This window comes from Streptomyces sp. NPDC028722 (assembly GCF_040637655.1).
Lineage (GTDB): Bacteria > Actinomycetota > Actinomycetes > Streptomycetales > Streptomycetaceae > Streptomyces.
Genome location: NZ_JBEZWU010000010.1, coordinates 182,846 through 197,918, shown reverse-complemented (window position 1 = coordinate 197,918; position 15,073 = coordinate 182,846). Strand labels below are relative to the sequence as shown.

9 protein-coding genes and 1 pseudogene are annotated in these 15,073 nt (G+C 69.3%); 7 read left to right on the top strand and 3 right to left on the bottom strand.

Translation table 11 applies throughout. The annotated features are described in order from the left end of the window. Positions 1-40: 40 nt before the first annotated feature. Entirely contained in the window at positions 41-3,175 is a 3,135-nt protein-coding gene (locus AB0F03_RS18480; RefSeq protein ID WP_361992670.1) for a BTAD domain-containing putative transcriptional regulator, read from the bottom strand. A 704-nt stretch (positions 3,176-3,879) separates the two neighbouring features. On the opposite strand from AB0F03_RS18480, the gene AB0F03_RS18475 reads away from it, so the two are divergent. From AB0F03_RS18475 to AB0F03_RS18465, 3 genes are all read left to right on the top strand, one after another. Continuing rightward, entirely contained in the window at positions 3,880-5,028 is a 1,149-nt protein-coding gene (locus AB0F03_RS18475; RefSeq protein ID WP_361992667.1) for a serine hydrolase domain-containing protein, read from the top strand. 596 nt (positions 5,029-5,624) lie between these two features. Beyond that, complete coding sequence (locus AB0F03_RS18470; protein WP_361992664.1) at positions 5,625-6,455, top strand: alpha/beta hydrolase; 831 nt, start codon at positions 5,625-5,627, stop codon at positions 6,453-6,455. Positions 6,456-6,556: 101 nt separating this feature from the next. Then, positions 6,557-7,390, top strand: coding sequence for an alpha/beta hydrolase (locus AB0F03_RS18465; RefSeq protein WP_361992662.1), 834 nt, complete (start codon positions 6,557-6,559; stop codon positions 7,388-7,390). An 800-nt stretch (positions 7,391-8,190) separates the two neighbouring features. On the opposite strand, the pseudogene AB0F03_RS18460 reads toward AB0F03_RS18465, so the two are convergent. After that, positions 8,191-8,322: pseudogene (locus AB0F03_RS18460) on the bottom strand (LysE family translocator); the annotation flags it as partial. Positions 8,323-8,666: 344 nt separating this feature from the next. After that, positions 8,667-9,215, bottom strand: a complete 549-nt coding sequence (locus tag AB0F03_RS18455) for a DUF1062 domain-containing protein (protein ID WP_361992659.1) — start codon at positions 9,213-9,215, stop codon at positions 8,667-8,669. Positions 9,216-9,723: 508 nt separating this feature from the next. Between AB0F03_RS18455 and AB0F03_RS18450 the strand changes: the two genes are divergently transcribed. From AB0F03_RS18450 to AB0F03_RS18435, 4 genes are all read left to right on the top strand, one after another. Beyond that, positions 9,724-10,740 (top strand): phosphoribosylglycinamide synthetase, encoded by a 1,017-nt coding sequence (locus tag AB0F03_RS18450; protein ID WP_361992656.1) that lies wholly within the window; start codon positions 9,724-9,726, stop codon positions 10,738-10,740. 198 nt (positions 10,741-10,938) lie between these two features. Beyond that, complete coding sequence (locus AB0F03_RS18445) at positions 10,939-13,920, top strand: BTAD domain-containing putative transcriptional regulator (protein WP_361992653.1); 2,982 nt, start codon at positions 10,939-10,941, stop codon at positions 13,918-13,920. Positions 13,921-14,045: 125 nt separating this feature from the next. Further along, a complete protein-coding gene (locus AB0F03_RS18440; RefSeq protein WP_361992650.1) occupies positions 14,046-14,219 on the top strand; it encodes a hypothetical protein in 174 nt (57 codons plus the stop codon). 138 nt (positions 14,220-14,357) lie between these two features. Next, entirely contained in the window at positions 14,358-15,071 is a 714-nt protein-coding gene (locus tag AB0F03_RS18435) for a response regulator transcription factor (protein ID WP_361992647.1), read from the top strand. The last annotated feature ends 2 nt before the right edge of the window (positions 15,072-15,073 follow it).

Sequence of the window (15,073 nt, the reverse complement as noted above, 5' to 3'; positions counted from 1 at the left end):
GTCCGGGACCGCGGGAGAAACCTCGTACGCCCGCTGGAGCTCAGCAGATGGCGGACGAGTGACCGTCCGACGAACCGTCCCGCTCGGAGTCCTGACGCGCGGAGTCACCACTCCGCGGCGTTGGGAGCCGGTGGCTTCCCTCGGCCCTCTCCGGCACGGTGGGCGTGGGGTCCGCGTCCATGTCCAGAGCGGTGAGCCGGTCGCGGACCTGCTGAGCGCTGTGGGGCATGGCGCGCTCGTCGGCGCCGTCGAGGGCGTGTACCCAGTCCGCTCGTGCCCCTTTCCGGTCGCCCATGGCCAGCCGCGTGTCGCCGAGTCGCATCCGTGTGCCGATGGCGTTCCGGTGGTCACCCAGTTCTTCGAACGCGCGCGTCGCCTGCTGGTAGATGGCCACCGACTGTTCGTAACGGCCGAGCATGCGGAGGTTGTGGCCCAGAACGTCCCAGGCCTGGGCCAGCTGCCACGGCGCGTCCAGCCGCTGGAACAGGGCGATGCCCTCCTCGCTGTACAGAAGGCTCTTCTCGAGATGCCCCAGGTTGGAGTGGAACCAGGCGAGCTCGATGAGACACTCGGCCAGCCACAACTCCTCACCAGTCTCCCGGGACAGCTCCAGCCCCCGCTCGGAGGATGCCACGGCCTCCTGGGTCCGGCCGAACAGGAACAGCGCACACGCCGTGACGTAGTGGGCTCGGGCCTGCTCACCGGTCGCGTCGAGCTCCTCGAAGATCGTGGTGGCCTGTTGCAGGTGCTGGAGAGCCTGCTCCTGGTGGCCGAGATAGCCGTGGATGCCGCCGAGGTGGCGTAGGCAACGGCCTTCTTCGAGGCGGTTGTTACGGCGTCGGGCCACTTCGAGGGCGGGGGTCAGCGCGGTGATGGCTTCGGGCCAGAATTCCTGGCGGTTGAGATACTCCTTGAGTGACCAGGCCAGCCCGGTGGTGTGGTGGTCCAGCCTCTGGCTGACGGCGGTGTGGAGCAGACCGGTCAGTACGCGGTGTTCGGCGGTGAGCCATCGGGTCGCCTGCTGGATGGTGGTGAGGTTCTCCGGGGCGGCCCCTGGGACGGGTGTACCGAGGTCGAGATCGGACGAGGTGTCCTGTTTGAGGAGTTGGTTGGCCTCGTAGGCGGTGAACATGTAGTGGTCCAGGGACCGGAGAGTGGCGTGGTGGCGTTCCTGGGCGCTGTCGTGGGTGTGGGTGAGCTCGGTGGCGTAGCCCCGCAGGAGGTCGTGCAGGCTGTAGCGGCCGGGCCGCGGCTGTTCCACCAGGCAGGAACTGACCAGGCCGGCGAGTGCACGGCGGGTTCGGGGGAGGGAAAGGCCGGCCAGGCCGGCGGCGGCGGGAGCGGTGATGTGCGGACCGGGGTGGAGGGCCAGGAAACGGAAGAGCCGGGCGGTGGACTCGTCCAGGGACTGATAGGACCAGGAGAAGACGGCGCGTACGTCGGTGGAGCTGTCGAAGCCGGTGAACGCTTCGAGGCCGCCGTGGGCGTGTCGCAGGTCGTCCGCTATGGCGTGAAGGGGGAAAGAGGGATCGAGTTCGGCGCGGGCGGCGACCACGGCCATGGCCAGGGGGAGCCGTCCGCACAGGCGGATGATGTCGGCTGCGGCGGCGGGCTCATCAGCCAGTCGTTCGGTTCCCAGGCGTCGCTCGAGGGCTTGACGGGCCTCCGTCTGCGAGGGCAGCGGCAGGGAGAGGGGTTTGGCACCGTCAGTGGTGATCAGACCGGGGAGTCGGTTACGGCTGGTGATCAGGGTGAGGCAGCCCGCTCCGCCGGGGAGCAGAGGGCGCACCTGTTGCTCGTCACGGGCGTTGTCCAGGACGAGGAGGACCTGCCGGTCGGCGAGGAGACTGCGGAAAAGGGTGCTACGGCCGGGGGTGCCCTCGGGGATGCGCTGGGCGGGAACGCCGAGGGCGGTGAGGAAGCCGTGCAGGGCGTCGCCGGGTTCGACGGCGGGTGCGTGAGGGTGGAATCCGCACAGGTTGACGAAAAGCTGCCCATCGGGGAAGGAGGAGGCGATGCCGTGGGAGTGGTGGACGACGAAGGTGGTCTTGCCGACACCAGGAGCACCGCTGATGACGAAGACAGGGGCAGCGGTCGGGTCGGGACCGTCCGGTGCAGCACTCATGGCCGACAGCCATGCACCCTCGGCCGCCCGCCCCACGTACACAGGAAGAGCGCGCGGCAGTTGGGCTGGACGCGCCAGAGGCGGCGGCGTGGCCCCCTCGGCGGCGGCTGCCGGGTCGCGACTGGCATCGGACGGACCGGCCGCTGTCGCTGCGTCCTCGTCCAGCCCTCCGGACCGGGCCGGCGAGACCGGGGCACGGCGGTGCCCGGTACCCCCGCCGGGGACGGACGTGGTGCCGAATCCGTTCAGCTCATCGGCCGGGTGGAGGGGCGGCAGGTCGTGTTGGAGGATGCCGTGGTGCAGGGCGCGCAGGGAGGGGCCGGGTTCGAGGCCGAGTTCGTCAGCGAGGTGCCGGCGCAGGTCGGTGTAACGCTGAAGCGCTTCGGGGTGCCGGCCGGCGAGGTACAGGGCACGCAGCAGCAGTGCCCAGCCGGTTTCCCGCAGAGGGTGTTCTGCGGTCATTCCCTGCGCCGCGTCCAGGGCCTCGGTGATCCGTCCTTGCATGAGCAGGGCGGTGGTGCGGATCTCGCGGGTGGTCTGCCGTAGTTCTTCCAGGCGTGCGGCCTCATGGACGGCGAACAGGTGGTGCGCGGCGTCGGCGAACGCGCTGCCGCGCCACATCTCCAGGGCTTTGCCCGCCTCTTCCACGACGCGTTCGGGCCGCCCCTGGTCCATGAACCTGTGGGCCTGGGCCAGGGCCCGCTCGAAACGCACGGTGTCACGGCTCTCGGGCGGCACGCGCAGGGCGTAGCCCAGTGGATCGGTGACCAGCACCTCGAAGGCGCCCTGTCGGCGCAGGTGCCGGGGTTCGAGGACCGCGCGTACCTTGCTGACATGAGCGTGCAGGGAGCCCATCGCTCCGCTCGGGTTCCGTCCTGGCTGCTGTGGCCACAGTTCGTCGCACAACGTCTGCGGAGAGACCGCCCGGCCGTCGGCGACCAGCAGGCGGATCAGCAGCAGCCGCTGCCTGCGCCGGCCCGGATCGAGTACCGCGTCCGCCCGCCGTACCACCAGCGGACCCAGCAGTCCGAAGTCGAGACCCTGTTCCACAGCTGTCACCGTACCCACCCGGAATCCTGCTCGGCGGCGCCACCGCCGGGGGCACGCACATGACCATGGCCCGCGGACATGCGCGTGATCCACTCCCGCGGTGACCCACATGGGGCGCCGGTGCTCCGGGGACCCGCGCAGCGGCACGGTGGCATGTCCGCCGGGTCGGGGCGGTGCGGGTGATCGGAGCGGCGAGGACCCCGTTGTCCGTTTCCCGCAGATCAGACAGGACATTATCAGGGGACGCCGGGCGCCATGACTCCGTCTGCGACGCGACGGCAGAGCGTCCTCGCCGCCGACATGGGGCACCGCGGGTTCCTGGGGTTAGTCGTCGCCGTCGAGACGTTCGGGCGGTTCCAGTGGGCGAGGCCGAAAGCGGCGGCACGGGACAGGAACGCGGTGACCCCGGCCCTTCGGAACGCGGTACCCCCGGCCCTTCGCTGTCGCCGGCGCCGGGCCGAAGCTCCGCCTTCGCCGTGAGTGCGGCCGCCGTCAGACAGGGGGCCGCTCGCCTGCTGCCACGACCTCTGTTCCGAAGGACGGTGTCGCACGGTGGGACCGAGCCCCCCACGCAGGCGATCCCCGCAGACGGCCTCCTGCCCCAGGGGCCCGTCCCGACGTCCCCACCCGCGAAAAAGCGTGAACCAGCGTGACTTTCATTCCGTTGAGGGGGCGAACGGTCGTCGTCAGGAGTGGGAAAAGACATGGTCATGGTCGAAGGAATGAGCACCCCCCGGTTCGAACCGGTCCGAGCGGCGCTGGCAGCGCACCTGGAGTCCGGCGAGGAGCTGGGGGCGTCGATCGCCGTCGATGTCGACGGAGTCATGGAAGTCGATCTGTGGGGTGGGCACGCCGACCGAGCGCGGACCGTTCCGTGGCACCGGGACACGTTGGTCAGCCTGTGGTCGACCACCAAAACCCTCAGCAGTCTGGCGGCCCTCGTCCTCGTCGACCGGGGGGCACTGGACCTGCGTCGCCCGGTCGCGTACTACTGGCCCGAATTCGCTGCTCAGGGCAAGCAGGACATCGAAGTGCGGCATGTCCTGGCACACACCTCGGGGCTCTCCGGCTGGCAGCAGCCCTTCACCATCGACGACCTGTACGACTGGCCGACCGCGAGCGCCCGGCTGGCGGCGCAGGCGCCCTGGTGGGAGCCGGGCAGTGCCTCGGGCTACCACGTACAGACTCAGGGGCAGCTGGTGGGAGAGCTTGTCCGGCGGGTCAGTGGACGTACCCTGACCGAGTTCGTCGACACCGAGATCGCCAAACCGTCGCAAGCCGATGTCCAGATCGGTGCGCGTGAGGCCGACTGGCCGCGTATCGCCGAGCTGGTGGCTCCGGCGCCACTCTCCGGAATACCCGACGGACTCGATCCCGAAGGGATCTTCACCAAGACGCTGCTCGGAAGCCCCGCCCGGGACGAACACGTCGACACCCCGCAGTGGCGCCGTGCTGAACTCGGAGCCGTCAACGGACACGGCAATGCGCGAGGCATGGCCCGGGCCCTCTCCGTGATCTCACGGCGCGGCGAGGTGAACGGTCTGCAGCTCCTCTCCGCGGAATCGGTCGAGAAGGCCCTCGACGTACAAGCCGACGGGATCGACCTGTTCCTGGGCGTTCCCGTGCGCTGGGGCCTCGGCTTCGCGCTCGCCGATGCGAGGACGATGCCGCACATGCCCACCGGGAGAGTCTGTTTCTGGGTCGGCCGGGGCGGTTCGATTGTCATGATGGACCTCGATCGGCGCGTCACGTTCTCGTACACGATGAACCGGCTGGGCGACGGGATCCTCGGCTCGGAGCGCACCCACAGCTATGTCAGGCATGTCTACGAAGTCCTGGACTCCACCGGCTGAGGCCCACCCGGTCGGCCCCGGAAGCGCCATGAGCGGAGCGGTGACTCACCGGTTGCACGTCAACGTGCCGTTCGCCGGTCGTGCCGGCGCGGTGCGAGGGCGCACCAACCGATGACCAGAGCGCTGATCAGCGCTCCGAGAACGGGCGCAAGACCAGGACCGCGGGTGAGTGGCCGGGACCATCACGAAGTGTGACGCCCACGGCATGCGCACCGTCACCGGCCCGACCTCACCAGGCAGCGGCCGGACAACGTGTGCCCACGGTCAGGTTCGGTGCCCGCGCACGAGCAGCCCGTTCTCGGGGTGAACCGATCCCCTCCTTTCCTCGTAGGACAGGACGCGTGACACCCGCCCCCGGCAGCCGGGGGCGGGTGGTGCTCCGAGACCGGGCGGAGCCGCCGCTCGGCAGCCGCTCTCGTGGCCGCTGCGGCGCGTCACCCCTCAACCTGTCCCGGACGCGCAGGTCACTGGCGCAGACGGAACGCACACCGACTCGGTCGTCCGTAGGAAGCGCGGTGCCTCGCACCTCGAACGCACCGGACCACCTCGCGAGTACGGCCCGACGGGGGCCGACTGCCAAGGGAATGGATACACAGATGCGCATCACCCGCCCGAGCCGCAGATCCGCCCTGCTCGGTGTCACAGCGGCCGCAGGGGTGTCCCTGGCCGCCGTCACTCTGCCGGGCACAGCCGGAGCGGCGTCCCACCATCCGATACGCCCGACGATCGTGCTGGAGCACGGGGCGTTCGCCGACGCCGCGAGCTGGGACGGTGTCGTCACCCGGCTGCAGCGTGCGGGCTACCCCGTTGTGTCCGCCGCCAATCCGCTGCGTGGTCCTGCGACCGATGCCGCTTACCTGCGCAGCGTTGTCCAGCACATCGACGGGCCCGTCGTCCTGGTCGGTCACTCCTACGGCGGTACCGTCATCAGCCAGGCCGCCGTGGGCCTGGAGGGCAAGGTGAAGGCGCTGGTCTACATCGCCGCGTTCCTGCCCGACACGGGCGAGAGCTCACTCGGGCTGACGAACAAGTTCCCCGGCAGCACCCTCGGCCAGGCGATCGAGTCCGTCAACTACACGCTGCCCGACGGTGGTCAGGGCACAGACGTGTACATCAAGCAGGAGAAGTTCCGCCACCAGTTCGCCGCGGACGTGCCGGTGGCCAAGGCCAGGCTCATGGCAGCAGGACAGCGTCCGATCGCTGCCGCGGCGCTGGAGGAGAAGTCGACGGAAGCCGCCTGGAAGACGATCCCCTCCTGGTCGTTGGTCACTACCGAGGATCTCAACATCCCAGTGGCCGCCCAGCGTTACATGTCGGCCCGCGCCGAGGCCCACGTCACGACCGTCGACGCATCCCACGCGGTCTCCGTGTCCCGCCCGGAGGCCGTCACCCGCATCGTGGAGCAGGCGGCCCGCACGGTCCGCTGACCGACGGCTCCGTCCTGTCGCCTCATCACACGACCTCACCGTCACGCCCACTCGGGCACCGCACCACCAGACACATATCCCAGCGAAGGGCAGTAACCACCATGGCGTACATCACCGTCGGCCAGGAGAACTCGACCAGCATCGAGCTGTACTACGAGGACCACGGCACCGGGCAGCCGGTCGTACTGATCCACGGCTATCCGCTCGACGGTCACTCCTGGGAGAAGCAGTCCGCCGCCCTGTTGTCGGCCGGCTACCGCGTGATCACCTACGACCGGCGCGGCTTCGGCCGCTCGAGCCAGCCCACCACCGGCTATGACTACGACACCTTCGCCGCTGATCTGCACACGGTCCTGGAGACCCTCGACCTCAACGACGTGGTGCTGATCGGCTTCTCCATGGGCACCGGCGAGGTCGGCCGCTACCTGGGCACCTACGGCTCCGCCCGGATCGCCAAGGCCGCCTTCCTGGCCTCCCTCGAGCCTTTCCTGCTCAAGACGGACGACAACCCCGGCGGCGTCGACGGCACCATCTTCGAGGGTATCGAAGAGGCTGTCACCGCCGACCGCTACGCCTACTTCACCGCGTTCTACCAGGACTTCTACAACCTCGACGAGAACCTCGGCACCCGCATCAGCGAGGAAGCCGTCCGCAACAGCTGGAACGTCGCCGCCGGAGCCTCCGCGTACGCCTCCCTGGCCTGCGTGGCGACCTGGTCCACCGACTTCCGTGCCGACCTGCCCAAGATCGACGTCCCGGCACTGATCCTGCACGGCACCGCCGACCGCATCCTGCCCATCAAGGCCACCGGTGACCTCTTCCACCAGGCACTCCCGCAGGCCGACTACGTCATCATCGACGGCGCCCCCCACGGTCTGCTGTGGACCCACGCCCAGGAAGTCACCCAGGCCCTCCTCGCCTTCCTGGCCAAGTGACCGACGGCTGACGGCCCTCCGACCGGAAGCGGGCGCGCGGCCCGTCGCGCGGAGGACAAGCGGTTGAGCCCGCTCGTTCGTCCGCGGGCTACTCGTCGCCAGAACCGTGAACCGTGCACCCCGCCGTCGTCCCCACGGCGGCGGGGTGCACGAACTCGGGCGCCGCACGAAAGCGCCTGCGCAAGGCCTTCGGGTCCCACATTCCCGTGCTGGTCGCCCCGTTGGGGAGGAGTGACAGCCGTAGCCGCGCCCGCGCTTGCCTGTTCGTCGTACCACTCAGTGTGGATGCTCCCGTCGACACTCGTTGGTGCAGCGGGTCCGCCCGGTCGGATCGTGCTCGCGTCCCTGGGAGGGTTCCGGATGCAACCAGGCCGAGAAGGCCGTGGCGGCCGGCCTGCCGCGCAGCCGCTGGACCCGGGTCCTGCCAGCCCAGCTCCGCGCGCCGGGCCACGTAGTCGGCGGGACCCCTCGTCGGACGCCCAGCCGTAGTACAGGTGCCTGCCCCCCGGCCCCAGCGACTCCGCGGCGCCCCGGCCCAGGCGACCCCCCACCCCGTCGAATACGACGGTGGACGCTTTGCCCCTGAGAGCCTCAGCGAGGTGTCGTTCCCAGTCGGCCGACGTGTAGTCGACGGCCCACGCCGACCGCGGTACGACCCGTTCCGATCATGGCGACCGCGGTGGCGTCGGCCACGCCGTCCGGGACGTGGTGCAGGGCGTCGGCCGACGCCACGGTGTATGTCGCGTAGCCGCCGTTGCGTTCGGCCCGAGGTAGGTCACCACCCGGGCGCCCAGCCAGTTGCCACCCACTGTCCGGAGCCCGTCCCGCCAGCCGGAGGCGACGGCCCGCTTGGTCACGACGGCCATGTCCGGTCCGGGCACCATGGTCAGCGCCGCCAGGACACCGAGGGCGGTCACGAACTGTATGAGCATGCTCGTGGTCTCACATCCGCGGCCCTGTGCCGGATCGCGGCCCCGCATCGGACCATGGACGGAACGGACGACCGGTCCTGGCGGCGACCGAAGCTCACGCGGCCATGCCGTCCTCGAACAGTGAGGACGGCAGATGTACGGCGGGGGCCCTTCCGTCGACCGTGACGCTCATTCGACGCTCGGTGCGTCCGGTGGTTGCCGGGAAAGCCGATGAAACGCCCCTGACCCGCGGTTCTGCTCGCGCTTCAGCTCGGCCGACGGAACTCCTCGCGGACGCGCATCCACCAGCCTTCCAGGGCCTGCCCGGCGGACTTTGCCGGACAGGCGCCTGGTGGCGACAGGGTTCAGCGCTTGAGCGTGAAGGCGAAGTCGCCGGAGAGCTTGCCGCTCAGCCGGACCGACGAAACGAGTCTTCCGTCCGTGATCAGTTTCTCGACCGCGGCCCGTGAAAGAGCGCAGCCTTCAGCGATCAGTCGCACCGGCCGGACGGGGATCCGCGCCGCGAAGCGGACCGACACGTCGATCACGTCGCGGTCCAGGTGACTCGATCCGCCGGTGTCGAGACGCCAGGCGTTGTCCCAGTCGAGGGCGATGCGATTGTGTCGCCGCACGACCGGGTCCTGGAGCAGCTCAGCCGCCAGGAGGCGGTCGTTGTCATGCAGTCGGTCCAGCAACTCGGGTCGTACGGAGCGCACGTTCATCCGCTCCATGACCGTGAGCTTCGTGGTCTCCCCGCAACCGGTACAGAGCGCGAGGAGCCAGACGTCGATGAGTTTGTGGTTCGCGTTGACGCGGAACTTGCCGCTTGTCCGGAAGCTGTCGGACGCACACACGTGGCAACGGCGGCGGATGAGCGGAAGACAGACGGGTTCGACTACCCAGTTTTCGAGCACGGAAGGACACCTGTTCAAGTGAGAAGCTCGCAGCAAAAAGAAGCGCGGCGCAAAGGCGCGACGCGCGACGAATCAGCGCTCGGGAGACTTCACACGGTGTACAACGGCGTGTCCTTGGCTAGACGACGTGGCTCGGCATCAAGGTAGTGATGGACGGCAACACCGTCCCACTGGTTTTCGGACATCTCACCGCCAGGTTTTTTATGTCGACCGACGTGTCATCGCCGGTGGTACGGGGGCGACTTGGACCGGCCGCCCCGGCGAGTACAACGGACGCTACGGAACTCGGTCACTCCGCGCGTCCGCGACAGGTTCAACCGCCGGTACGCGTGGCGTTGACCTTCCTCCTCCGCGGCTGCGCATCTCGCTTACTCGTCACCGAGCCACCTGTGCCACTCTCGGCTGGAGCCGCACCCCTGTCGCCTCGGCACCGAGCCGGTGGCCGAGATTGCCGCAGGGGGGAAGGGAAGGGGACCAGAGAGGGAAGACCGCACGGCACAGTGGCCGTATGTGTGCATACACCCCGAGAAGTTCGCAGCTCAGGCTGCTCCTGGTGATGCCCAGTCACCAGCTCGTGCGCAAAGGAGCCGAGCAGGGGCTCCGTATCTGGTCGCTGTGGGACGAGTCGGAGCTGGAGGTCGAGTTCGCGCCGCGCCTCGAAGCGGTCTCCGAGGAACTGCTGCTCACCGACTTCACGGACGAGGCCGGACTGCGCGATACCGTCGCCCGGACCGCGCGGCGCCATGACATCGACGCCGTGCTGCACTGCGGACACGGCAGTTCCGTCCTGCCGGTGGTCCGGGAGGCGTCGCAGCTGGGTCTGTCTCCGAACCCCCCGGCGGTGTACGAACGGCTCCAGTCCTGGGAAGAAGGAGACCGGGCTCCCGCGGAGGCTCCCAGGGTGAGCGTCGAGACGCTGACCGTGAACGGGACCCATCACGTGGTGGGGATGACGGCTCAACGCACCACGGGCCCACCGGACTTCGTCGTGATGGGTTACCTTCATCCGGCGCCGTTGACCGACGACGAACAAAAGATCATCTCCGCGGTGGTCGAGGAGCGGCTGACGGCGAGCGGATACCGCTTCGGCCCGGCTCACACGGAGGTGGCGCTGCTGCCCTTCGGGCCGCGGATCGTGTCCTGCCGCCCGCACCTGGGTGCCGACCGCATCCCCCTGCTCATCGAGATCGCGCGCGGGTTCGACCTGGAGGCGGCGATGTTCACGGCCCTCCTGGGCGACCGCCCGGTCGTGCCGAAGGCCTCCCAGTACGCGGAACTCGGTTTCATGCTGCTGCCCGAAGGGCGGCTGGAGACATACACCGGCACGGAGGACATCGCCGTGACCCCCTGGGTCCGGGGAGCGCGCTTCCCGTACTCGGCCGGCGACTGGATCGCGTCAATCGGAGATCCGCGCGCCCGGCGCGCCTACGTGGTCGTGGAGGGGAGTACACCGGAGGTCACCCGCGAACGAGTCGCCAAGGCGCGACAGGATCTCGTCACCGAAATCCGGCCAACCGCCCGGTGACGCGCGCCGGGTAAGTGTGTTCTCCTTCTGCGCGACGCGGAGGCAGAGGGGGGAGAAGCGAGATCCGACATGCCTGGTGCGTGTGCTCCGTGACATGATCTACCCTCTGTGGCGTGCGTCCCATCTCATCGCTGAACGGGGGAGGATAAGGTGCGGGCCGCGACATCGAGTGACATAGAAGACGATACGGATCCCGGATTGGAATTCGCCGTTCTGGGATCCCTGGAAGTCCGTAGCGGCAGCGCATTCGTACCGGTCAACGGCGCTCTTCAGCGGCGCGTTCTGGTGATGCTGCTCCTGGAGGCGGGACGCGTCGTGCCCGTCTCCCGTCTGGTGGCGGCCGCGTGGAACGACGAACCGCCGGACAGCGCCGAGCACCAGGTGCGCAAGACGGTCGCCAAACTGCGCAGCCGCATTCCGCACGGCCCCGACATCATCGTCACCGACGGACCCGGATACCGCGCGGTCGTCGACACCGAGCAACTGGACCTCCTGCGCCACCAGCAGCTGTTGCGGCAGGCCAGGGCATCACAGGAGGCGGGGCAGACCGAGCGCGCGGCGGCACGGTTGCGTGAGGCGCTGACGCTGTGGCGGGGGCCCGTGCTGTCCGGTTCCGGCGGCCGTGTGATCGACGCAGCCTCTACGGCGCTGGAGGAGCAGCGGCTGACCGCCGCCGAGCAGCTCTACGACCTGTGCATCGACGCGGGTGAGGCCGCCGAGATCACGAGTGAGCTGCGTCTCCTGGTGGATGAGCATCCGCTGCGCGAGACGCTGCGCAGCCGGCTGATGCTCGCCCTCTACCACTCGGGCCAACAGGCAGCTGCACTGGACGAGTTCACCCGTGCTCGACAGTACCTCGCGGACGAACTGGGCATCGACCCCGGCGCGGAGCTGACCCGGCTGCACGAACGCATCCTGCGCCAGGACCCGTTGCTCACCCGTCCCGAACCCGCCGTGGCCCGTGCCCCGCACCAGGCGACGGAGGTTCCGCACGCGCTGCCGTTCGACGTGCCCGACTTCTCCGGCCGCAGCTCGGAGTTGGAATGGGTCTGCGACGCGGCGAGGCGTTCCGCTGAGGGGGCGCCGACGGTCCTGGCCCTCGACGGCATGGGCGGCGGCGGCAAGACGGCACTGGCCGTCCGCGCCGCCCATCAACTGGCCGAGCTGTATCCCGACGGCAGTCTCTTCATCGACCTGCATGGCTTCACACCCGGTCAGACGCCGCTCAACGCGTTCCAGGCACAAGGAGACCTGCTCGCCGCTGCCGGTATCCCCAGCGACGAGCTGCCCACGGTGCCGGCGGGACGCGCCGCGCGGTGGCAGTCGTACATGCGGGGCCGTCGCATGCTCCTGGTGCTGGACAATGCTGCCGCGTCGGAGCAGGTGCGGGAGCTGATCCCCGCCTCGTCCGACAGCCTGGTCCTGATCACCAGCCGCCCGCGGCTGACCGGTCTGGACGGAGCCGAATGGCTCTCCCTGGGTCCCCTTCCGGAGCCGGAGAGCCACCAGATCCTGCGCAACGCCCTCGGTGCCGAACGCGTCGAGAGGGAGCCGGCCGCGGCCCGTGAGCTGCTGCGCCTGTGCGGTGGACTGCCGCTGGCGGTCCGGATCGCCGCCGCCCGGCTGGCGAACCGCCCGCAGTGGACGGTCCAGCGACTCGTGGAACGGCTGCGGGACCACGACCGGCGCCTGGACGAACTCACCAGCGAGGGCAGGGGAGTGGCGGGCGCCCTGCTGCTGTCGTACCAGTCCATGGCCCGGGAACAGCAGACGGCCTTCCGGCTGCTGGGGCACCACCCCGGACGCTATCTGGACGCCGAGGAGGCCGCCGCACTGCTGGACACCGATGTGCTGGCGGCCGAGGACGTGCTGGAAGAACTCGTGGACGTACGGCTCTTGGAGGCCAGGGAGCCGGGGGTGTACGCGCTGCACGATCTGGTGCGCAGTTTCGTGCAGCGCGTCGCGCAGAGCCAGAAAGAGCCGGAGGCCGGGCAGGCGATGCGGCGACTGCTCGATCACTACCTGATCTCGGCGGAACGTGCCTGCGACACGCTGTTCCCCGGACGGCGTCGTTTCGGGGACGTCGAGTCGAACGGTCTGGAGCGCGACGAGTTCCGTCACAAGGACAAGGCGCTCCAGTGGCTCGACCAGCACCGCGACAGTCTGCTGGCGGCGGTGGACGCCGCGTACGACGAGGGACTGCTGCAGCATGCCGCGCGGCTGCCACGTGAGTTGGGCTTCCACTCCAGTATCCGCGCCTACGACGCCAGCGCGAACGCAGCGCTGGAGAAGGGGGTCAGCGCGTCGCGGCAGCTCGGGGACCAGTCGCTGACCCGGCTGAACCTGATGAATCTGGCCATGGGCAAGTGGCGGCTGGGGCAGCTGAGCGAGGCCGTCGCCCGGCTGGAGGAAGCCGTCGAACTGTCCCGGGAGATGGCCGACGTGCACAGCGAGGCGGAGTGCCGGGCCCGGCTGGGACAGGCATGCAACAGCATGGGTGAGCTGGAACGCGCGCTGCAACTGTGCCAGGAGGCCAACGCGAGAGCGCAGGAGCTCGGCTTCACCCGGCTCGACGGCTCGTCGCTGAGCACGCTCAGCCTGGTCCAGGTGCGGCTGGGACTGTTCGACGAGGCGGCGGCGTCGGCAGAGAGGGCGGTGGCCATCTTCGACTCGATCAAAGAGATACAGCTCTCCGTGGACGCGCTGAGCAATCTCTCCCAGGCGATGGAGCGTCTAGGCCGCCTCGAGGAGGCACTCGCCTGGGCCGACGCGGCGCTGGAGCGGTGCCAGCGCATGAACATGCCCTCGGTGCTGCCGCTCGTGCTCGCCCGCAGAGCCGACGTACTGGCGCGCATGGGGGAGCCGGACGAGGCGGCGGACAGCGCCGACCACGCCCTCGCCAAGGCCACCAGAAGCACCGACGACATCCACCGTGCCACCGTGCACCTCTCGGTGGGGCGCGTGCGGTACGCGCAGGGGGACCTCGACACGGCGCAGGCCCAGCAGCTCCTGGCTCATGAGATCGCCTGCCGGATGGAGCTGCGCTACGAAGAGGCATGCGCGCTGTGGGGCCTCGGCCGTACCGTCGAGGCCCAGGGCGATACCCGGTTGGCCCGGCAGCACCGCGCGGCGGCGGACAACCTCTTCTCCCTCATGAAAGTGCCGGAGAGCGCACGCTGAGCCCCGTGATTCCGGTGGCCCGCGCCAGAGGGATCGGGTGGGTGTCCGGAGGGGAACGGGCCGGGAAGGTGAATCGCGAACATCGATGGAGTCGTAAGGCCCATCTCTGCCACAGGAGTTCACTGATGCGCTTCGCCCCTATCGCCGCCGCCTCCGCCCTTGCTCTCGGAGTGCTTCTGGGGGGGTTCACGGTCTCCTCCGCTGCCGCCGCGCCGGGGACGTCCCAGCAGCGCACCGTCGCCTTCGTCTCGCCGGCGGACGTGACCGCTTCCGGGACGGACAACAACGGCAACGGCTGAGCGGGTGGGCCGCAACCACTGGTTGCGGCCCAGCCACCCGGAAGAGTCACTGTTCTGGGGCGTGCCTCGCGATATCGGGGCGCCGCGATCCCGTTCGTGACAGCGAGGCTTCTACCTAATCCTCACCAGGGGGAAATCATGACTATTCGGGTGCTCATCTGTGATCAGCTGCCCGTGATCGCGGACGGTCTCAAGACCCTCCTGGACGCGGTGCCGGACATCGACGTGATCGGCACGACCCACAACGGCATGGAAGCCATCGTTCTCGTGCGCACCATGCGTCCCGATGTCGTGGTCACGGATCTGAACCTCCAGACCATTTCCGGCCTCGAGATGATCCGCAGACTCGGCAAGGAGGACGAGCCGCCCAACGTCGTCGTGTTCACCGCGTCCACCACCGACAAGACGGTGAGCGACGTACTGCACGCCGGCGCGAGCTGTCTGCTCGGCAAGGACGCGAGCCCGCAGGAGCTGATCACCGCGATTCAGGCGGCAGCCGCCGGCCAGACCATGCTCGCGCCCGACATCGCGGAACGCCTGGTCACCTGGTTCCGTGCGCAGCCGGGGCCCCAGGAGGCCGTGACGTGCCCGGAGCTGACCGAACTGACCGCGCGGGAACGGGAAGTGACCAGGATGGTCGCGCTGGGCATGTCCACTGAGGAGGTGGCCCGCGAACTGATCATCGGTGAGGCCACGGTCCGTACCCATCTCTACCGAGTGCGGACCAAGCTCGGCGTCCGCGACCGCGCCGAGCTGGTGTCACTGGCCTTCCGCACCGGACTCACCCACTCGGCCGTCCGGCCCCTCGGCGACGAGAGGGTGATGTCGACGGGCAGCCTGCGCGCCGGTTGATC

Coding starts and splice junctions, on each gene's coding strand:
- AB0F03_RS18465 (WP_361992662.1), top strand. CDS start 6,557: ATGGCGTACATCACCGTCGGCCAGGAGAACTCGACCAGCATCGAGCTG.
- AB0F03_RS18450 (WP_361992656.1), top strand. CDS start 9,724: ATGTGTGCATACACCCCGAGAAGTTCGCAGCTCAGGCTGCTCCTGGTG.
- AB0F03_RS18470 (WP_361992664.1), top strand. CDS start 5,625: ATGCGCATCACCCGCCCGAGCCGCAGATCCGCCCTGCTCGGTGTCACA.
- AB0F03_RS18440 (WP_361992650.1), top strand. CDS start 14,046: ATGCGCTTCGCCCCTATCGCCGCCGCCTCCGCCCTTGCTCTCGGAGTG.
- AB0F03_RS18475 (WP_361992667.1), top strand. CDS start 3,880: ATGGTCATGGTCGAAGGAATGAGCACCCCCCGGTTCGAACCGGTCCGA.
- AB0F03_RS18435 (WP_361992647.1), top strand. CDS start 14,358: ATGACTATTCGGGTGCTCATCTGTGATCAGCTGCCCGTGATCGCGGAC.